General features: G+C 65.2%; 14 protein-coding genes. 11 read left to right on the top strand and 3 right to left on the bottom strand.

The genetic code is table 11. The annotated features are described in order from the left end of the window. Positions 1-5: 5 nt before the first annotated feature. The 5 genes from ACXR2W_RS12910 (at position 6) to ACXR2W_RS12890 (ending at position 7911) form a co-directional block, all read left to right on the top strand. On the top strand, positions 6-1364 hold the full coding sequence (locus tag ACXR2W_RS12910) for an Ig-like domain-containing protein (protein ID WP_489948861.1): 1359 nt from the start codon (positions 6-8) through the stop codon (positions 1362-1364). Positions 1365-1513: 149 nt separating this feature from the next. Then, positions 1514-4225, top strand: coding sequence for a DUF7927 domain-containing protein (locus ACXR2W_RS12905; protein WP_458816520.1), 2712 nt, complete (start codon positions 1514-1516; stop codon positions 4223-4225). Between the two features lie 71 nt (positions 4226-4296). After that, positions 4297-5784 (top strand): SpaH/EbpB family LPXTG-anchored major pilin, encoded by a 1488-nt coding sequence (locus ACXR2W_RS12900; protein WP_458816522.1) that lies wholly within the window; start codon positions 4297-4299, stop codon positions 5782-5784. Positions 5785-5889: 105 nt separating this feature from the next. Continuing rightward, positions 5890-6846 (top strand): class C sortase, encoded by a 957-nt coding sequence (locus tag ACXR2W_RS12895; RefSeq protein ID WP_458816524.1) that lies wholly within the window; start codon positions 5890-5892, stop codon positions 6844-6846. Between the two features lie 249 nt (positions 6847-7095). Further along, positions 7096-7911 carry an RNA polymerase sigma factor gene (locus tag ACXR2W_RS12890; RefSeq protein ID WP_458816526.1) on the top strand — a complete coding sequence of 272 codons (816 nt, stop codon included), beginning with the start codon at positions 7096-7098 and terminating at the stop codon, positions 7909-7911. Here the strand turns inward: ACXR2W_RS12890 and ACXR2W_RS12885 are convergent. Then, positions 7901-9352 (bottom strand): amidase, encoded by a 1452-nt coding sequence (locus ACXR2W_RS12885; RefSeq protein WP_458816528.1) that lies wholly within the window; start codon positions 9350-9352, stop codon positions 7901-7903. The genes ACXR2W_RS12890 and ACXR2W_RS12885 overlap by 11 nt on opposite strands. Before the next feature lie 93 nt (positions 9353-9445). Between ACXR2W_RS12885 and ACXR2W_RS12880 the strand changes: the two genes are divergently transcribed. From ACXR2W_RS12880 to ACXR2W_RS12860, 5 genes are read left to right on the top strand one after another with little or no spacing between them, the layout of a single operon-like run. Then, positions 9446-10780: a metal ABC transporter solute-binding protein, Zn/Mn family gene (locus ACXR2W_RS12880; protein ID WP_458816530.1), complete on the top strand. Its 1335-nt coding sequence runs from the start codon at positions 9446-9448 to the stop codon at positions 10778-10780. Next, positions 10777-11559: a metal ABC transporter ATP-binding protein gene (locus tag ACXR2W_RS12875; protein ID WP_458816532.1), complete on the top strand. Its 783-nt coding sequence runs from the start codon at positions 10777-10779 to the stop codon at positions 11557-11559. The genes ACXR2W_RS12880 and ACXR2W_RS12875 overlap by 4 nt, the downstream gene beginning before the upstream one ends. After that, entirely contained in the window at positions 11559-12644 is a 1086-nt protein-coding gene (locus tag ACXR2W_RS12870; protein WP_458816534.1) for a metal ABC transporter permease, read from the top strand. The genes ACXR2W_RS12875 and ACXR2W_RS12870 overlap by 1 nt, the downstream gene beginning before the upstream one ends. After that, positions 12641-13555 (top strand): metal ABC transporter permease, encoded by a 915-nt coding sequence (locus tag ACXR2W_RS12865; RefSeq protein WP_458816537.1) that lies wholly within the window; start codon positions 12641-12643, stop codon positions 13553-13555. The genes ACXR2W_RS12870 and ACXR2W_RS12865 overlap by 4 nt, the downstream gene beginning before the upstream one ends. Then, positions 13552-13947, top strand: a complete 396-nt coding sequence (locus ACXR2W_RS12860) for a Fur family transcriptional regulator (RefSeq protein WP_458816539.1) — start codon at positions 13552-13554, stop codon at positions 13945-13947. Before ACXR2W_RS12865 ends, ACXR2W_RS12860 begins: the two co-directional genes overlap by 4 nt. Before the next feature lie 317 nt (positions 13948-14264). On the opposite strand, the gene ACXR2W_RS12855 is transcribed toward ACXR2W_RS12860, so the two are convergent. Together ACXR2W_RS12855 and ACXR2W_RS12850 are read right to left on the bottom strand one after the other, a co-directional pair. Then, positions 14265-17993 carry an efflux RND transporter permease subunit gene (locus ACXR2W_RS12855; protein WP_458816541.1) on the bottom strand — a complete coding sequence of 1243 codons (3729 nt, stop codon included), beginning with the start codon at positions 17991-17993 and terminating at the stop codon, positions 14265-14267. Positions 17994-18153: 160 nt separating this feature from the next. Continuing rightward, on the bottom strand, positions 18154-18930 hold the full coding sequence (locus ACXR2W_RS12850) for an SGNH/GDSL hydrolase family protein (RefSeq protein WP_458816552.1): 777 nt from the start codon (positions 18928-18930) through the stop codon (positions 18154-18156). Between the two features lie 203 nt (positions 18931-19133). On the opposite strand from ACXR2W_RS12850, the gene ACXR2W_RS12845 reads away from it, so the two are divergent. Further along, on the top strand, positions 19134-20414 hold the full coding sequence (locus ACXR2W_RS12845) for a dicarboxylate/amino acid:cation symporter (protein ID WP_458816543.1): 1281 nt from the start codon (positions 19134-19136) through the stop codon (positions 20412-20414). Positions 20415-20571: the final 157 nt, after the last annotated feature.

Raw genomic sequence — 20571 nt, 5'->3', positions numbered from 1 at the left:
TGGTGTTGAGCGCTTTGAGCAATGGTTCAGCCAAAGAAATGCGAGCCAAGCGTGTTCTGCGGCATAAAACATTGGCTCCTCACGCCGCGACCCTGGCTATGGGGTTGTTCGCTACGTCAATTTCGGGGGTGTGGTTGGCGGCCCCTGCCCTGGGAGCGACAGGGGCTCAAGCTGCCGTATACGAGAACTCAGAGTTACTTTCAGGTGAGCTCATCGTTAATGGGGGCGCGGAGGCAGGCAGCTCGACAGGCTGGACGGCAGGACTGGACGTGTTTCAGCATGGCGTCAACGGTTACCCAGAGTCGGTCGTCGTTGATGCGAACGGGCTCACCGGTGAAACGTTTGAAGGCGGTGCCAACCTGTTTGTCGGAGCGGGAGCTGCATCTAACTCAACGCAGGTCGTAGATGTGAACCCGGCCGCCGACGCGATTGATAACGGCGCGACGAGGGCAGTGATCTCTGCGTTTGTAGGGGGTTTCGCGGCTCAAGACGACAACGCCACCGTCGTTTTCGAGTTCTTTGATGCGCTCGGAAACAGCGTTCACAGTGTACAGTTTGGTCCGATCTATGCCGCTGATCGTGGTGGGGTGTCTGGGTTTGTGGGCTTCAATGAACCCGTAGCGCTAGCGCCAGGTGTACGCAGTGTTGAAGTCACGGTCAGCACGATCGTGACTTTTGGTGTGAACGATGGCGCCGTCGATAATTTGTCACTGCGGCTCGAAACCCCCTCTGTCGTGCTGCAGCCAGACCACGCTCAGGCGATGCCAGGAGAACCGGTCACGATCACTCCACTTGCGAACGATCAAGCGGGTGAGGGCGCATCAATAATGCCTCAGTCGCTCAGGTTCGTGGTGAATGGGCAGGAAACGACTGAAGTCAATACCGGCGTCGGAGTTTGGCAAGTCAACGCGCAAACCGGATCGGCGGCGTTCACCCCTGCGGCTGGGGTAACTGAGGCAACCGATGTGATCGCCTATCGAGTGCGTGACAGTAGCGGGCAGAGCGCCGAAAGCACGATGACGGTCGAAGTCCTTGCCCCGCAAAAGCCAGAAGAGCCGGGCCTGCCACCTACAGAGGCACCGGAGTCTCCGCCGGTTGTCGAGAAGGAAGCAACGAGACCTGCGACAGCTGCACTCAAAAATGTGATTGAGCCAGAACTTGCCGAGCTCGCCCCATTTGTCGAGGAGGCTGTGTCGATGCAACAGCAGAACCGAGGTGTATCTGTCGCCAGAACACTGGAGCTAGAAACTCCTCACTCAGTTGGAGTGGGAGGCATTCCCCTCAGCGTGTGTGCATTCCTGCTTGGTGGTGTGCTGGTAGGTGCTAACCGGCGGATTGCCAGGCTATACAAGGCCCGCGGCTGAGCGCATCGCACCCGTGCGTGATCGCGACACGCCGGTGGAATCGACGCAACGACAGATTCTCACTCATGGCTACGTCCTATCTGCAGCTCACCAGAACTGCGTGCTACTGCGCGGGCCAGAGCACGCGCGCGAAAATGAGGGAGGTACCGATGTTGCATCAGCTAGTCAATGCGGTCACAGGGGCGGGGAGTCCTGGCCATACGCAGTCAAACCATACGTCAGCTCAGAAGGCTCGCGTCTTCGCAGGACGGCTGGGCGTGGGTGCGCTTGCGGTGGCAATTGCCGGGTTTGGCTTAACCATGACCGGCCTTGGTGGTGCGCCCTCTGCCGAGGCTGTTCCCGGGCAGCCGGGCGTACCGTCGGACCCGGTCGTGCTCTACTTGGAGGATTTTGAAGAGGGGATGGGAAACACCCCAGTTCCGCTTATCAACTACACAGGTGCGTTGGGGAATAGCTACACTGCCGATGCTCAATACTTGAGCCTGTATGCGTGCAATGGGGCAGTCATCAGCTTTAACTCAAGTGATGTACAAGAGTGCTACGACAGGCCCGGTAGCTTTGGTGGGCTCCAGAACGGCCCGCAACAAGCTGGTGAACTGCGCAGGCAGGCGTATGCGCTAGGTCAGGTTGCAGCGTCTTCAACCCCAGCGGATAACCACTCCCTTTCGGAATATACGCAGTACAGCATGCCGTATTGGACCCCTCAGTATCCGCAGGCAAGCATCCCGCACTATGCAGATTCAGTCATGTTCGCCACAAACGGGCAACTGCCTATCTCTGCCCAGAACCGATTCATCTCGTTCTCTGCAGATGTCGTGGCATCGGCGTGTAATGGTGCTGATCAGCCAGCTATGCAGTTCTTCCTCCGAGACGGTGACGGAAATGAACTCGACGCCAACAACGGTGGAGTCATCAACCCATGCGGTGGGGGCTCGGGTGCCAAGCAATACTTCCCGCCAGCAGCGAATAGTGATTCTAGTATGGTGTCCGAGTTTTGGGGCGGGAACTTCTCGACCTCTGGATCGCACCTTTACACGGGGACATCCATTGGCATTGTAATGAAAAACAAGACCGCGGGCGGCAACGGAAACGACACTTCTGTTGACAACATACGAATTCTAGATGCGTCCCCGCAGTTGGATAAGGCCTTCTCTCCGACGCGAGTGCCAGTGGGTGAAACATCGCGTCTCACCTTGACTGTCACCAACACTTCTGAGCTCGCGAAGAAGGATGGCTGGGCATTCACAGATACTCTGCCTGCCGGGCTTGTACTTGCGGCGAACCCCGATCTTGACACTACTTGCGATGCAACAGTGTCTGCTCCGGCCGGAGGAAGCGCGATTACAGTCACAAAGGGGGTACTCGATGCCGGTGAAGCGTCGTGCGAAATTAACATAGATGTTACTTCGGAGTCGCCGCGCGGCGCTGAGCCATCACCAAAGATTTACACCAACGGTGCAGGTAATATCTCGGGGCAAATAGGTATCAATGACCCGAATGACGCCACGGTGGAATTCTATTCCACACCCGAACTCACGGTGAAGAAGTCATCAGACGCTACTCCCAGCACGCGGATAGGCGACGAAGTCACCTATACCGTGACTGCAAAGAACACTGGTACTGGGGACTATACGGCTACTTCTCCTGCCTTAGTGATGGACGACCTCTCTCATGTGCTTGATGACGCTACCTACGAGAACAATGCGGTTGCAGCAACCGATGGTGCGTCGGCAGACGGGGTGCTGAACTTCACTAGCCCCCGTTTGTCATGGCAAGGCTCGTTGGCAGTAGGAGAGACCGTCACGCTCACTTACACGGTGAAAGTGAAGGGCGGTGGAGACCGCATCGCAAAGAACGTTGCGTTTGTCGGTGATCCCGAGAATCCAGAAGAGGAGACGCCGGAATGTGTAGCGAGCGGGCCCGACAAGACGACCGGTGACGTATCGTGTACCGAGTTCGAGCTGCCCAAACTCACCGTCACAAAGAGTGCTGACAAGACCGAAGGTGTTGTCGCCGGTGATGTCGTTACCTATACGGTGACAGCAAAGAACTCAGGCCCGGGCGTCTTCACCGAAGACAACCCGGCGGTCGTCACCGATGACCTCTCAGACGTGATTGACAACGGTACTTATGCTGACGATGCGACCGCAAGTGTCGCAGGCGGCACGCTCGACTACACCGAGCCTCGCCTCAGCTGGACCGGCCCGCTCGCGAAAGATGGAGAAGTCACTCTCACCTACTCGGTCACGATGGGTGTCAGCGGAAACGGCCAAGTGCGAAATGTCGCGTTTGTAGGCGATGGTGACACTCCTGACGAGTGTGACGTCGATTCAGACACCTGCGCAGAGGTTGAGTTTCCAGTTCTGAAGCCGGGTCTTACCTGGCAGAAGGTAGACGGTAGCGACGCATCACTCTCGGGTTCAGAGTGGCGCCTCGTGCCACTCGATGAGAACGGTGCAGAGCTTAATAACAAAGAGATCCCCGTTGTCGACTGTGACGAAGCCGATGCTACTGACTGTGATGCGGCCGGCGCAGACGTAAACCCTGCGGCGGGCGAACTCCACGTGAAGAAGCTCATGCCCGGGGCCTACAAGCTCTACGAGACTAAGGCTCCGATTGGCTACAAGCTGCTCGAGGATCCCATCGACGTGACAATCTCTGCTGCCGAATGGGACGAGGACGGCATCGTCGACCTCGGCACCATCGTCAACGACCAGCAAGAAGTGCCCGCGATCCCCCTAACGGGTGGACTGGGTGAACATGCCTTCCTGCTCGGCGCAGGCGGCGCGACGTTGATCGCAGCCACGCTGATCTTGATTCGACTGCGCAAGAAGCGCGGCGACTTCGAGCTCATCTCTTAAATCCCAACAGTTACGACTTACCCACTAATTTCCACACCCCGAACTGTGGATACCACCGAAAGGAACACACCATGACTGTGCGTAAAAATCGCGGCACACGAGTGCTCGCGGCAGGCGGTGCGATTGCACTCGGCCTCGCCGGAATGCTCGCCGCGACCACTACTGCAAACGCTACGGATGCTGCAGCCGGAGACATCGACACGTCAGTGACTGACGGTTCGATCATCATCCACAAGCACGAAACCATCGATCCCGCCAACGAGGGCAACCCCAAGACTGGCGCGTTCAACGGCGGCGCTGCAATCGATGGCGCAGGCTTCACCGCCTGGCCCATCACCAGCGTCGACCTGACCGACGCAGGAGACTGGGATGACGTCAGTGCGCTGGCCGGCCAGGTCAACGCCAGCGGTGTTTGCGAAGTTCCCGGCGAAACCCTGGGTGCCTCACTCGGCGAGAAGACCACCGCAGGCGGCGGCCTCGCCACCTTCGATGGCCTGACCATCGGCGCATACCTGGTGTGCGAGACCACGCTGCCCGACGGGGCCACCGTTGGTTCGGCCCCGTTCATTGTGACCGTGCCGTCACCGTACGCGGGTGAGTGGCTGTACGACGTGAATGTGTTCCCCAAGAACACGCTCAACAAGGTTGAGAAGACCGTGAGTGCACCTGACGGCTACGGCCTGGGCGCGACCGTGAAGTTCCCGGTTTCGACGACGATCAACCCGCTGCCCGATGGGGCGCCGTACACCTCGTTCATCATCTCGGATACGCTCGACGCGCGCCTCGGCAGCGCAGCGATCGAGTCGGTGAAGATCGACGGCGTAGACGTTCCTTTCACTGTCACGGGTACGGGCAACGCGCTCGCCGCGGTCGTTGACGTGGCGCAGATCAACGCAAACATCGGCAAGACGATTGAAGTAGTCTTCTCGGGCGTTGTTGAAAGCCTCGGCACCGCTCCCGACAACGACGGTGTCATCAAGAACACGGCTAACCTGTTCGTCAACGATCCGAACCAGGACGGCGAAGGCGTGCCCTCGAACGAGGTCACCACTTCATGGGGCGACCTGAACATCAGCAAGGTCGACGCAGACGACACCACCAAGGGTCTCGAGGGCGCAACCTTCGAGGTGTACGAGTCAAGCGACCCGTACGCAGCCGATTGCTCGACCACCACGCCCGGCGCAGGCCCGGTCGACGTTGCTGGCAAGACCGAGTTCACGACGATCGCCGGTGGTATCGCCAACGTTGCAGGTCTCTACGTCACCGACACCAGCAACACCCCCAACGACAAGGCAGAACAGCGCTGCTACTTCGTGAAGGAGACGCAGGCCCCTACCGGCTTCGTAACCCCGACTGGCGACGACGCGTTCACGGCAGTCGCTGTGGCTCCGGGCACCTCGACCGGTGCCGACATTGAGGTCAAGAACACCAAGCAGTCCGTACCCAACCTGCCCCTCACCGGTGGTGCAGGCCAGACGGCACTGATCATGGGCGGCCTCGCCCTCGTAGCAGGCGGTATCGCTGTAGCTGCAACCCGTCGCCGCAAGGCTTCGGTCTAGTAGCTGCACCCTGGTGCAGGCGGGCGAGTGAGCCTCTTCGACGCTCACTCGCCCGCCTGCACCGGGCCAGCCCCCAGCCCCCTTCCCCATCACAACGGAGATCACGTGAGCATCGACGGCAGCCTTATGACTCGCCCTGAGGCCCCAGCTGTGGCTACGGCTACGGCGACTCAGGCTGGTCACACACGCTGGCGGCCTTCGCTCATCACCTGGTTTATCGCCGTAGTAGTACTTATCGGCCTCGGTGTGGCGCTCTACCCGAGCACCGCGCAGTGGTTCTCGTCATACAACCAATCAAAGATCGTGCGCAGCTACGCAGAAGAAGTTGATCTCGTGAACCCCGACGCGGGGACGCAGCTGGGGCAGGCGCAGATGTACAACGAAGCACTCACTGCCGGAGTAGATCTACTGGCGGGTGCCCGTGTTCCGACGGGCTCCGGCAACACCACAACCGAAATTGACTACAACGAAACCCTCGTCGCGAATGGAGAAGGCATGATGGCACGCATCCGCTTTCCCGCGGCCGAGGTAGACCTGCCGATCTTTCACGGCACTTCAGACGCCACGCTACTCAACGGAGCTGGTCACCTCGAAGGGTCCCACCTGCCCATCGGTGGCGAAAGCACCCGATCGGTGATCACCGCGCATCGCGGGCTCGCAACATCGACCATGTTTAGTCACCTTGACCTTGTCAAGGATGGCGACAGGTTTACTATCGAAACCTTTGGTGAAGTGTTCACGTACGAGGTGCGTGAGACCAGGGTGATTGCGCCAGAAGAGACAGACTCGCTGCGCGCAGAACCCGGCCGTGACCTCGTTACCCTCGTTACCTGCACGCCGCTAGGTATCAATACCCACCGTATCCTCGTCACTGGTGAGCGGGTCACGCCGACTCCGCCCGCAGACCTCGCGAGCCTCGGCCGCGCATCCACCCTTCCAGGGCTTCCCTGGTGGGCAGTTGGATTTGGGGCGGGTGTGCTCCTCACGGCCGCATTTGTGTGGCGCGCAGGCTACACCGACCCTCGAAGCCGGGCACCAAAGGCCTCAGCCAACGAAGGCTGACCTAGGCTGCCACCGGTATAGGACTCTTCGCCCCCCCCTGGAAGGTCCTATCCGTGTGGCCCGATTGGCGCGCACTCTTATGCCGCCGATCTCAAGAGTGCCGCTTGTCCCCAATGCAAGAAATCAACTCTCCCCCCCTGATTTCTCGCGCCACGATTGGGTTCTGACAAGCGGCACTTTTCCAACTGACCAGGCAAGCAAACCTAAGGTGTCACTCAAGTTCTGGTGTTCATGTAGATGAGGTACGCAATGAACTTCGTAATGAATGCACTGCCCGCCGCAGGCTTGAATATGGCGGCAGACCGGTGGCTCGTGCGGCGTGCGCGAGCCGGCGCCGAGCCCGCGTTCGATGCACTGTGGCAGCGACACCTCGAAGCGGTGTCAGTGACCCTGGCCGTTGCAGACGCAGGCGAGACGCTTGGGCGCGTACGTGCGCTCCAGTGGCAACTCCTCCAAGCGGGTGTGACGCCCTGCATCTCGGTGCGCAGCCACTTCGTGCTGGTAGCGCAGTCGGTAGTGTGCGACGAAACACCGACCGGACCAGAGGGCGTCAGCGAAGTGGCAGGGTGTGAAACTCAGCTCATGGCCGAGGCTGCAACGACCGCGCTGGGCGCGGCGTTCCTCGCCCTGTCACCCCAGCAACAAGAGCTGCTCTGGTATCGCGATGTTGATGCACTGTCGCACGCAGAGTGCGCGCTCTTCACCGGCATTGGCGAGTCGGCGCTCGACAGCAAGATCGCTGCTGCGCGCACACTGCTGCGCCGAACCTGGGTGTCAAAGCTTTTGGGCGGCGGCGGGGCCTTGCCCGATGAATGCCGCTCCTTCACAAAGCACATCGGCCAGCACGTGCAAGGGGTGCTGCCGCTGCGAAGCTATTCCGCCGCCCTGCAGCACGCCGGAACCTGCACCCGTTGCCTCGTCCTCGCTGGCAGCTACGAGCGCGTGCACGAGTACCTGCCCGACGTTCTGCTCACGCCCCTATTTGGTCACGCGGCCACAGCGTATCGACAACTGACCGCAGCCCGCCCAGAAGGCCAAACCCCAGCCGACCGTACTACCCCATAATCTGCGCGGCGAGCTGCAGCAGACGCGGCTCGCGGCCCATCTCGCCGATCATCTGCACGCCCACCGATAGGCCAGATGCCAGCGTCTGCACGGGCGCCGCGATCGCGGGCAGCCCCGCGACGTTCACCATCGACGTGAACGGCGTCCACTCGCACTGCATTTGGTAGTCGGCGTCGGCATCGAGGGCCATGAATTCACCGATCCGGGGCGGCGCGAACGCGAGACCCGGGGTGAGAATGATGTCGTACTCACCCCACGCGGCGCGCATGCCCGCCGCGATCTCGGTGAGCTCGGCCGCTGCCTCCTGGTGCTCGGCGAGCGTGCGCTCGAGTGCCCGCGTGCGAAACGCGCGCGACAGCGCCGTGAGCTTCTCCTCACCCTCGGCGCCCAGCCGCAAGAGCGACATGCTCGCGGTCCACGCGCGCCCAAACACCTCGGGATACCGCGGATCGTACGCGATTTCGGCGAGCTCGACGTCGTGGCCGCGGGCCGCGAGCACGACGGCCGCGGTCTCGACGGCGGCCTGCTCCTCGGGCGAAATGGGGGTGGGGTGCGCGCTCTCAAACGGCGACGCGAAGCTCACGCCAATGCGCAGCCCCAGCAGCCCGTCGGCCGCGTGCACCGCCGCCACCGACGGCTCGGCGCGCTTGCCGCGCATCGCATCAAACAGCATCGCGGCGTCACGCGCATCGCGCGCGATCGGCCCCGACACCGCGAGACGCGGCGCACCAAACTCGTCAACCTCGCCCTGCACGACGTCGGTTTCGATCGCGCCGAGGCCCGGCTTCAGGCCCACGAGCCCGCAGGCCAGGGCTGGGATCCGGATCGAGCCGCCGCCGTCACTGCCGGGCGCCACCGGCACGAGGCCTGCGGCCACCGCGGCTGCGATGCCGCCCGACGAGCCGCCCGGGGTGCGGGTGGGATCGAGCGGGTTGCGAGCGGGCGGCGCGATCAGGTTCTCTGAGTAGGCGTTGAGGCCAAACTCGGGAATCTGGGTCTTGCCGACCGAGATCGCGCCAGCGCTGCGCAGCACCGCGACGCCGGGGGAGTCGCGGCCCGCGACGGGGTGCGCGACCGCGGCGGAGCCCCAGGTAGTCGGCACCCCCTCGACGTCGACGAGGTCTTTGTGGGCGATCGGCAGGCCACGCAGGGGCGAAAACTCGAGCGTGCCCGTCACCGGGTGGTGGTTGGTCGGGTCGCTCGTGATGCGGTCGGCCGCGAGAATGCGGTCGGCGCGGTCGGCCTCGGCGAGCGCGCTCTCGGCCGTGACGGTGATGAACGCCCCCAGGTCTGCGTGCGCCTCGATGCGGGCAAGGGAGCGCTCGACCAGCTCGCGGGAGGAGACGTCGCCGTAGCGCAGGGCCTCGCGCAGCTCGTACGCAGACTCCGGCAACTCGTGTGACGACTCGTGTTCGGTGGCGTGTACGGGAGTATCGCTCATGTGCTCAGCCTATCGCCGCATCATCACAACCTTGTTGCGAATGATTCTCATGATTGGATATAGTGAGAGTCATTCTCATTTAGAAAGTACTTCATGCTCAACTTCAACAGCACCGCGCGTACCGCCGGTGCTCGCGCCGCGGCTCGTGCAACGACTCGCCCAGCCCAGATTCTTGCCGGGGTAACGGCGCTCGCCGCCGCATTCGCGCTCACGGCCTGCGCGGGCGGGAGTCTCGACACCGCAGGCGCGGCGGGCGGCACCAGCGACTCGACCGGATCGACCGGATCGGGCGGCAAGCTGCGCGTCGTCACCACCACGACTCAGCTCACCGACTTCGCGAACGAGATCGGTGCGCGTGACATCGTGCTGCACGGGCTCATGCAACCCGGATCATCGGCCCACCACTTCGACCCGAGCCCCGCCGATTTGCTCGCCCTCGCGCAGGCCGATGTACTCGTGACTAACGGCTTAGGTCTCGAGCCGTTTCTCGACAGCGCCATCGAGGCCTCGGGGTTTCAAGGTGAGATCGTGACCGCGAGCGACGGCATCGACCTCGATGAGGCGGCGCACGTCAGCGAAGAGATGGCCGCGGCCGGCGGCGAGCACGCCGAGCACGACGAGCACACCGAGCACACCGAGCACGACGAGCACAGCGACGAAGACACTGCAGAGCACGCCGCTGAACACACCGACGACCAGGCCGCCAGCGCACACGAAGACCAAGACGCACACGACGGTCACGACCACGGCCCCGTCAACCCGCACATCTGGACCTCGGTGCGCCAGGCTCAGGGCATGGTCGCCGAGATTGCGGCGGGGCTCGAAGCCGCCGACCCCGCGCACTCCACCAGCTACGAAGACCGTGCCGCGCACTACATCGACGAGCTCAAAGCGCTGGACGAGTGGGCTGCGACCCAGTTCAAGCGCGTACCCGAGGCCAAGCGCGTGCTCGTCACCGGGCACGACTCGCTCAGCTACTACCTACACGACTACGACATCGCCTTCGCGGGCGCCATCTTGCCGAGCTTTGAAGACAACGCAGAGCCCAGCGCGACCGAAATCGACGCGCTCGTCGCCCGCATCAAGGCGCAGGGCGTGCCCGCGATCTTCGTCGAGTCGTCGATGAGTCCCAAGCTCGCCCGCACCATCGCCCGCGAGGCTGGCGTGCGCGTCATCGACGCCGAGTCGCTCTACGCCGACGCGCTCGGCGCCCAGGGCTCGGGCGCGAGCACCTATCTGCACGCGACCGCCCACAATACGCGCGTGTTGCTTGAGGCGTGGGGTTTTGATCCGGATCCCTTACCCACCGAGCTTGCCCCGCAGGCTGCCAAAGCCCCGCGGGCCGAGGGGGCCGAGGCACCGGGCGCCGCGCCGGGTACGCAGCAGACGGCCGAGCCTGAGCGAGCACCGTACGGGGCGCGCGCATGAGCGCCGCGATCGCGCTCGCGGGCGCAGCGTTTGGCTACGGCGGAGTGAGCCGCGTCGAAGACCTCACGCTCGAGGTGCCCGAGGGGGCAGCGGTCGCGCTGATCGGGCCCAACGGATCGGGCAAGTCGACGCTGCTGCGCGGGCTGCTGGGGCTCTCGGAGCGCACCGCCGGCGCTGCGCTCGTGTTGGGGCAGACGCCCGAGCGGGCACGCAGCCAGGTGGGCACGCTGCCGCAGGCCGATACGCGCGACACGACCCTGCCGATCTCGCTGAAGCAGGCCGTCACGATGGGCCTGTACCGCGGCCGCGGGCCGCTGAAGCCGATCGGGCGAGCGGGCCGCCGAGCGGTCGACGACGCGCTCGAGCGGGTAGGGCTTGCGGCTTTTGGGCAGCGCCTGTTTGGCGAGCTGTCGGGTGGGCAGCAGCAGCGCGGCATTTTGGCGCGCGCGCTCGTCGCGAACCCGCGGCTGCTCTTGCTCGACGAGCCGTTTAATGGCCTCGACCGCGAGAACCGTGACACCCTGCTCGAGCTCGTGCGCGAGCTCACGAGCGAGGGGCGCACCGTCGTCGTGTCGACGCACGATCTCGAGATCGCGCAGCAGGTGTGCTCGCACGCGCTGTTGCTCTCGAGCGGGCACCACCCGGGGCAGCCCGGTCACCCCGCATCGTTTGGGCTCGTCGAAGACGCGCTCACGCTGGGCGCGGTGCAGCACGCGTTTCACGACGTCACGGTCGAGATCGACCAGCACACCGTCACCACGACGCGGGAGACCGAGTGATGGTGGAGGCGGCGGTGTTCGCGGGCGGGGGCGTGCTTGTGGGCGACGTGTTCGCGGGCGGGGGCGTGCTTCTTGGGGCTTCGCCGGGCGGCGGCTTGCCGTTGGTCGAGCTCGGCCCGCTGGGGGTGTTCTCGCTGCCGTTCATGTGGCGGGCGCTCGTCACCGTGGTGATCCTGTCGATCGCGGCGGGCATCGTGGGCTTGTTTGTGAGCTTTCGCGACCTGGAGTTTGTGAGCGACGGGCTCGTACACGCTGTGTTTCCTGGCCTCGTCATCGGCACCGCCCTTGGCGGCACCGCGGGGGTGTTGCCCGGCGCGCTCGTCGCGGCCGTGGTGGCGGCCGTGCTGTTCACCGTGCTTGAACGCCGCGGGGGAGTCGACGCCGACTCGGCGATCGCCGTCGTGCTCACCGGGCTGTTTAGCCTGGGCGTTGTGCTCGTGTCACGGCAAGAAAGTTATGTGTCTCAGCTGCAGGAGCTCTTGTTTGGCCGCCTGCTCACGGTAACGCAGGCGCAGCTGTGGCAGATCGCCCTCGTCGCACTGTTTGCGGTCGCGGTGGTCGCGGTGACGGGGCGGGCGCAGCTGTTTCGCGCGTTTGACCGGGTTGGGGCAGAGGCTGCGGGTGTGCACGTGCTGCGCACCGACCTCGCCCTGTCGGTCGCCGTCGCGCTGCTTGTCGTCGCCGGAGTACAAGCGCTCGGCGTACTCATGGTGATCGCGCTGACGATCGTGCCAATGGGGGTCGCCCGGCTCATCACGCGCCGGTTCACGTGGCTGATTCCGCTCGCGATCGTCACCCCGCTTCTCGCGGGTGTCGCGGGTCTGTCGCTCGCGTTCGACTGGTCGGTGCGGCTCGACGCCTCGGTGTCGCCGGGCGCGGTCGTCGTGCTGCTGCTCGTCGCGCTCTACGCGGTCGCCGTGCTGTGGCGGCTCGCGGCGGGCGCCCGCCGTCGGGTGCGCCCGCGTGGCCGAGCTAGTACCGCACAGCAGGGCGCAGCTCAGCAGGTCACCGCAGCTCAGCAGGTCACCGCAGCTCAGCAGGTCTCGGCTCAGCGGGGCACCGCAGCAGGGCGGGGGCACGCATGAGCTACTTCGCGCTCGCCGCCCTCGAACTCACGCTGCTCGGACTGCTCTCGGGCATCGCGGGCACGCTCATCGTGCTGCGTCGCCGCTCCTTCTTCGCGGTCGCGCTCAGCCACGCCACGTTTCCCGGCGGCGTCGTGTTCGCGATCGCCGGCTACAACCTGCTCATCGGCCAGGCACTCTTCGCGGTCGTGCTTGTGCTGCTCATGACGGCGCTCGCCCGCGTACCCGGCCAGGGTCGACAGGTCGCCAGCGGCATCGTGCTCGCCTTCGGGTTTGCGCTCGGCACGCTGCTCGCGAGCCTTAACCCCGGCCTCGGCGTGCCGGTCGAAGCCCTGCTCGTCGGTTCACCGCTCGCCGTCACGGTCACCGATCTTTTGGTCACCGCCGCGGTTCTGCTCGCGACGCTCGCAGTGGCGGCAGTGTTTCGCCGCCGCATCCTGTTTCACACGTTCGACCCCGCCGGGTTCGCGGCGACGGGCTTTCGCGCCTGGCCCGTCGAGCTCGCGGTCACCGCGATCATCACGGCCGCGGTCGTCGTCGCGATGCCCGCGGTCGGCGCTATCTTGGGGGTCGCGGTGCTCATCGGACCGGCCGCCGCGGCGCGCGTGCTCGCCCCCCGCACCACCTGGATCCCGCCGCTCGCCGCCGTCTTCGGCGTCACGGGCGGGCTCTTAGGCCTCTGGCTCTCACGCGAATTCGCGGTCGCCGCGGGCGGTGCGATCGGCCTCACCATGGCGGGCCTCTTTTTGCTCGCGCTCGCGGTGCGGGCGGGGTGGGGTGCTTTGATCCGGATCACGGGGCCGCGCCCCCACGCGGGTATGGTGGCGTCAGGGCCGCGGCAAGAACGGCAGCGGGCCAGTCAAATGGGTACGACAGACCAGATGGGTACAACAGTGGGAGGTAGCGCGTGAAGCCGAGGCGCAACACGTGGCAGCGGGAGGCGGTGCGCGCCGCGCTCGCGAGTGCACACGGGTTTGTGAGCGCGCAGCAGCTGCACCAGACGCTGCGCGACGCGGGCTCCACGATTGGGCTTGCGACGGTGTATCGGGCGCTCGCGAGCCTCACCGAAGACGGCGAGGCCGACTCGATTCAGGCGCCCGAGGGCGAGAACCTGTTTCTGTCGTGCACCTCAAAGGGACATCACCATCACCTGATCTGCCGCCGTTGCGGCTCGGCACGCGAGCTTGAAGCGACCGTGGTCGAGGAGTGGGCGCGCCTCGTGGGCGCCGAGCACGGATTCTCAGAGATCGAGCACGTCATCGACCTGTTCGGAGTGTGCGCCGACTGCCGCGCGCAGCAATAGCGCGCGTGGTGCGTCGTGCCCGAACTCGTCTATGTACGCAGTCAGCACAAGCACTCCCTAAAACGCAAGAACCCACGACTATGCGTGGGTTCTTCGAAGTGGTGCGCCAACCGTGTCTCAGGAATCGCTACCAATTAAGAGAATAGCTCAGGCTCGGTAATTGGTCTACGCGCGCGCGAGTTGCGCTGGAGTAGGCCAGCAACGCAACGTGCACGCGGTGTGTGTTTGGGGTGCGGGCCTGGTGTGCGCACATGCAGGAGCGCTGATCTCCTGTGTGCGTGCAAGGCACGCATGCAAGTCGCGCGTGCGCGCGGTGCTTACGTGAGGGCCGCCTGCTCCTCGCTCTGAGCGTCGCTCTGCTCCTCACCGAGGCCACCGAGACCCCCGAGGTCACCGAGCTCGCCCAGCTCCCCGCCGAGTACCTCGCCCCGCCTCGCGGCCGTCTGCTCCTCGCGGCGCGCGATCCGGCGCACAGAGCGTGCGCGCCGCTTGATGAGCTTGCGATCGCGGCGCCGCTCGACGAGCGTGTACAGCACAGGCACGAGCACGAGCGTGAGCAGCGTCGATGAGATGAGGCCGCCGATCACGACGATCGCGAGTGGCTTGGAGATAAACACACCGCCGCCTGTGAGCCCCAGCGACATGGGAACCAGCGCGAAGATTGTCGCCGCGGCGGTCATCAGAATCGGCCGCAGCCGCAGGCGCGTTCCGTGTTCGACCGCGGCGTCGAGGGTCGCGCCGCTCGCGCGCAGCCGGTTGATCAGGTCCATCAGCACGATCGCGTTGGTCACGACGATGCCGATAAGCATCAGCAGGCCGATGAGCGCAGGGAGGCCGAGCGGGGTGCCCGTGATGAGCAGCCCTAAGATTGCGCCGGTCGCCGCAAACGGGATCGAGATGAGCAGCACGAGCGGGCCGCGAAAGCTGCGAAAGGTTGCCACCATCACGAGCAGCACGAGCATGATCGCGGCGAGCATCGCGAAGCCCAGCTGGGCGAAGGCCTCGTCTTGTTCAGACGAGACGCCGCCGAGCTCAAACGTGACACCGGCGGGCAGCGTGGTCGTGGCGATCGCCTTGTCGACGGCGGCCGATGCCGCGCTGAGCTGCCCGGCCCGGGGTGTCACCGTGAGCGCGATCTGCCGCTCGCCGTCGGCCCGCGAAATGCTCGGCGGGGTGAGCTGCTCGCTCACCGTCGCGATGTCAGAGAGCGCAATGGGGGAGCCCGTGACCTCGACCGCGGCCCGCTGCTCGGCCTCGGCCTGCTGCTGCTTGGCGAGCTGACTCGCGGCCTCGCCCTGCGCCTCGCGCAACGCCGTCATCTGCTCGTCGAGCCCCTCGATGCCGCCCTGTGCAGCCGCTATCGCGCCCTGCAGAGCCGCGAGCTGCTCGGCGCGCTCGGTGGCGGCGCGCACCGCAGAATCCTCCTCAGGGGTGCGCGGCTTCTCGGGCGTAATGGGAGCCTTGCTGAGCGCGTCGAGCTGCGCGGTGAGCGTCGCAAGCTGGGTGACGAGTTCTGAGCGTGCCGTCGCAGCCTCGTTCAACTGGGTAGTGAGGGTGGCGTTCGCCTCGAGGCGTGCGTTCTCGGCCTCAGCCTCGGCCTGCTCTTGCAGCAGGTCTCCCGCGTGCTTTTGCGCCTCGGCGGTCTGCTGCGGGGTGACGGGCAGCAGGATCTCGCCGAGCTTGTCGGCGCTGCGCTCAGCGCCCGGGTTGCGCACTACGATCATGCGCTCTTGGCCCTCGAACATCAGCTGCCCGACAGTCTTTCCGTCGAGCGCATCGGCGACGGCGGCCGCGACCTGCGCGCGGTCGAAACCGAGCTTCATCGCTTTCGCCTCGTCGAGCTCCACGTGCACGACGGGCTGCTCACCCGACAGTTCACTCTTCACCGACTGCACGCCCGCGGCCTCGGCGAGCTGCTTCTCGAGCAGGTCGCTCGCGGCACGCAGTGCGGCCGGGTCGCTGCCCCTGATCTGCACCGAAATGCCGCCGCCCGCCCCGTCGACAAACGCGTCTTGCGAGGCCAACCGTAGTTCGCCCGCATCACTGAGCTTGTCGAGCGCTCGCTGCACGGCTGGCTCGACCGTCGCCACTGCGGCATCGTCTGCCAGCTGTACGGTGTAGCTGATCTCGGTGGGCCCGCCGGTGCTGGCGCCCAACGGAATCGACGTCATCACGTCAAGCACACCCGGCACCTTCGCGAGGGCCTGCTCGACTGGCTCGGCGGCCGCGACGAGCGCGTCACTGCCAGGGGCGTCATCGCCGGGTATCTGCGTGACCTGCAGGCTCTCTTGGCCCGATGACCCGAGAAAGTCGGTCGGAATGAACGCGCTCATCGCGAGGGTGCCCACGAGAATCAGCGTCGACGTGACGATCGTGACGACGGGGTGCCTGCGGGTCGCCCCGAGCGCCGGCATGATCGCCCGCTGCAGCCGGTCAGGCTGGGTGTGAATCTCGGCAAGATCTGATTCCGGATCAAGGGTGGCTTCGGGGCCGCCGTGCGTGGGGGCTGGGTGAGTGGAAGCGGTGTGCGTGGGTGCGGGGTGCGTGGGGGCGGGGTGCGGTTTGCCGCCGCGCATAAACCAGAACGCGAGCACCGGCACGATCGTGAGCGCTACTGCGAGCGACGCGAGCAGCGCAATCGATACGGTGACGGCGAACGGACGAAACAGCTGACCCGCAACGCCCGAAACAAACGCGATCGGCGCAAACACGGCGACGGTGGTGAGCGTCGACGCGGTGATCGCGCCCGCCACCTGCCGCACCGACGCGACAACACCCGAGATGGTGAGTGGGCCTGCGCCGCGGCGCCGACTAATGTTCTCGATCACCACGATCGAGTCGTCGACCACGCGGCCGATCGCGATGGTGAGCGCACCGAGCGTCAAAATGTTGAGCGTGTTCTCGCTCACCCACAGCCCGATCAAGGTGATGAGTAGAGACAGCGGAATCGAGACCGCCGCGATGAGCGTTGACCGCCACGACCCCAGAAACGCCAGAATGACGAGCACCGCAAACAGCAGCCCGAGACCACCCTCAACCGACAGGTCATGGATCGACTGCTCAATGAAGGGCGCCTGATCAAACAGGGCCACGAACTCGGCCTTGAGCGTGGGGGCGACCCGGTCGAGTTCAGCGTTCACGGCGTGTGAAATATCGACCACGTTGGCGCCCTGCGCGGGCATGATCTGCAGCGTGAAGGCGGGTTTACCGTTGACGCGTGAGATCGAGTCGGTGGGCACCTGCTCGAGGGTGACGTCGGCGAAGTCTGAGACTCGCACAACCCCGTCCTTGCCCGTGACAGGCAAGCCGCCGACCGCTTCAATCGCCTTTTCTGGGGTGGCCGCACCGAGGGCCGAGCCCACCGTCACGGGAACCGGAGCGCCGCCCTGGCGGGCCTGACCGGCGGGAAGCGCGGCACCGTGAGCCTCAAGCACGAGCGCGATCTGCGCAGCATCGACCCCGAGTCGTTTCACGTCGGCGTCGCGCAGATCAACCATGATGCGCTCGTCCTCGCGCCCGGCGAGCTCGACGGTTTGCACGCCTGCGATGGACTGCAGCGCGGGCACGACCGTCTGTTGCAGCTTGTCGCCGAAGGCGGCTTCGTCGCCCGTGGTGCCAGCGCTCAACACCATGGAGGGGACGCCTTCAGAGCCACCCGCCACAAACGCGAGCTCCGAGCCGCTCGGCAAGAGCGGCTTCACGCCATCGGCGGCGGCACGAATCGCGCGCATGGTTTCGTCTTCACCCGCGGTAAACGGCCACTCCACGATGACCGAGGCGTAGCCGCCAGCGGTGTTCGAAGTGACTGTGGTGACCCCGGTGACGGCGCTCAGCGCCTGCTCGACGGGCTCGGTCACCAGGCGCGCCATCTCCTCGGGCGCGAGCCCCTGCGACTGCACGGTCACCATCGCGATCGGTGCACGCATGGTGGGCATGAGCTCTTGCTTCAAAGCGCCCATCGAGAACAGGCCGATGACGGCGACCGCCAGGGTGGCGAGGCCGACAATGAGTCGATTCTTGAGGCTGGCGTGGGTGAGGAAGGACATGGGGCCTTTCGGGCAGCGAATACCGGCCCCGTCAGGGCGTACGGGGGTCTGCTTTCAAGCTTGGCCGCGCGCTCGCCGCCGCGCGTCGTCCCCAGGTACCGCCGCCGTCATCCCGCAGGATGAGATTTGGGTACTACTCGCGTGCCACCACGCACACGCACTACCGCGGTGCGACCTCTACCCATGCGGGGTGCTTGGCGGTGCGGCCGTCGCCGCTCGAGCGGCCCGTGAGTCTGCGCCCGATCCACGGCAGCACGTGCTGTCGCACGTAGCGCGCCTGCTCGCGCCGCGACGGTGCAGCGACCGGCGCCGCATCGAGCACCCAGTCTGCGGGCACCGCATACCCGAGCGACCGCAGCACGTTGGCGGCCACGCGGTGGTGGCCCACGGGCGCAAGGTGTAGCCGATCCGGTGACCAGTATTCGCGGCGTGCGAGCACCGGGTCACTCCAGTTGTCACAGAAGTCGATGCCGAGCGACGCCGCGAGCTCGCCCGCCGCTGCTGTCAGCTGGTTGCCCTTCGCGCGCACGCCCTCGCCGCGCGGCAGCCCCGCGGTCGGGTTGGCGCCCGCAATCAAGAGCGGGGATGCCCCCGAGGCGGCGATCCGGCGCAGCGCGCGCTCTGATTCAGCGATGATCCAGGGCATGTCAGTGCCTGGGCGTAGCATGTCGTTGCCGCCGCCGTTGAAGCTCACGAGCGTGGGGCCGAGCGCGAGCGCGGGTTCGAGCTGCTGGGCGATGATCGGGGCGAGGAGGCGCCCGCGAATGGCCAGGTTGGCGTACGCGATCGGCTCGCCCACCGAGTCGGCGATGCCCTGCGCGACGAGGTCGGCCCAGCCGCGCACGAGGCCTCCGGGCTGCTCGTCGCCGACGCCCTCGGTAAAGCTGTCGCCTATCGCGACGTAACGAATGCGCGCCTTGCTCAGGTCTCTGCCCAGGTCTCTGCTCAGATTCTCGCCCAGATCTTTGCCCAGATTCTCGCCCAGATTCTCGCTCACCGCTCCAGCCTATGCCGCGCATGCCCCGGGCCCGCGCAGCATCGCCTACTATGGCGTGAGACTCTCCACAAGGGAGTGCGTTTTCGTGCGGCTGCAACGACCAGACCCCGCGGTCACGCGAGTCGCTCGACACAAGGAACCTCATGAAACTCTTGCGCGCCCTGCCGCTGCTCGCCTGGATCGTCATCGCGATCGTCCTCGGAATTCTCACCGGCCCCGTCATGCCCGCGTGGCTCGGCAGCGTGTTTCTGACGTACAACTCGATCTTCTCGGGCTTCTTGGGCTTCGCGGTGCCGCTCATCATTCTGGGCCTCGTCACGCCCGCGATCGCCGAGCTCGGCAAGGGCGCCGGCAAGTGGCTCGGCCTCACCGCGGGCCTCGCGTACGGCTCCACGATCGTCGCGGGTCTGCTCGCGTACGTTGTGAGCCGCTGGCTGTTCACTCCGGCGCTGGGTGGCGGCGGGCTCGAGTCCCTCGAAGACGGCTCCGGATCAGGGTTTACCCCCTACCTGACCGTCACTTCGAGTGCCGCGGGCTCGGCGACCGAGATCGTGTTGCCTCCCGTGATCGACGTGATGAGCGCTCTCGTGTTGGCGTTTGTGGTGGGCATTGGGCTCACCGCGTTTCACAGCCGCGTCATCTTTCGGGGTGCGGTCGAGTTTCGCACCATCATTGAGTCGCTGATCAAGCGCATCATTGTGCCCGCGTTGCCGCTGTTCATCTTCGGCATTTTCATGGATCTGTCGGCGAGCGGAGCGGCGATGACGGTCGTCTCGAAGTTCTTGCTCGTGGTGGTCGTGTCATTCGCGCTCACGCTCGTGGTGCTGCTCGCGCAGTTCACTGTGGCCGGAGCGATCAACGGCAAGAACCCGGTGAAAGCGCTGTGGAACATGCGCGACGCCTACTTCACGGCGCTCGGTACGTCGTCGTCGGCGGCCACGATTCCGGTGACGCTCGAGTCGACGAAGAAGAACGGTGTGGCCGACTCGGTCGCCGGCTTTGTGGTGCCGCTGTGCGCGACGATTCACCTGTCGGGTTCAATGGTGAAGATCACCTGCTTCTCGATTGCGGTGCTGCTTTTGACCGGCGGCGACGTGTCATTTGGGTCGTACCTGCCGTTTATTCTGATGCTCGGTGTGATGATGATCGCGGCGCCCGGTGTGCCCGGCGGTGCGATCGCGGCGGCGGCCGGGCTGCTCGTGCAGATGCTCGGGTTCGGCGAGGTCGAGATCGGCCTCATGTTTGCGGCGTACATTGCGCTCGACAGCTTTGGCACCGCGACGAACGTGACGGGTGACGGCGCGATCGCGATGATCATGCACAAGCTGACCCGCGGGCACTTGGGTGCGCAGGCGCAAGACGAGATCGACGAAGACGTCGAGGGGCTGCCCGGCGCGGCGGGCGAGAAGCACTCACTGTCGTAGTCGCGTTGCCGCGTTGCCGCGCTGGTAGGGTTTTTGTCATTCTGTCGCGTCGGTAGGGCCCTTGTCATTCTGCGCGACGGAGGAGTCGCTGTGAGTATTAAGTTGGCTGGTCTGGGACTGGCTGGCAGGCTAGGCACTGGCCGTTGATTCTCACTCC

It is taken from the genome of Leucobacter faecis (genome assembly GCF_054456695.2).
The sequence above is the reverse complement of the archived record's forward strand: the minus strand, read 5'-3'. Positions and strand labels throughout refer to the sequence as shown.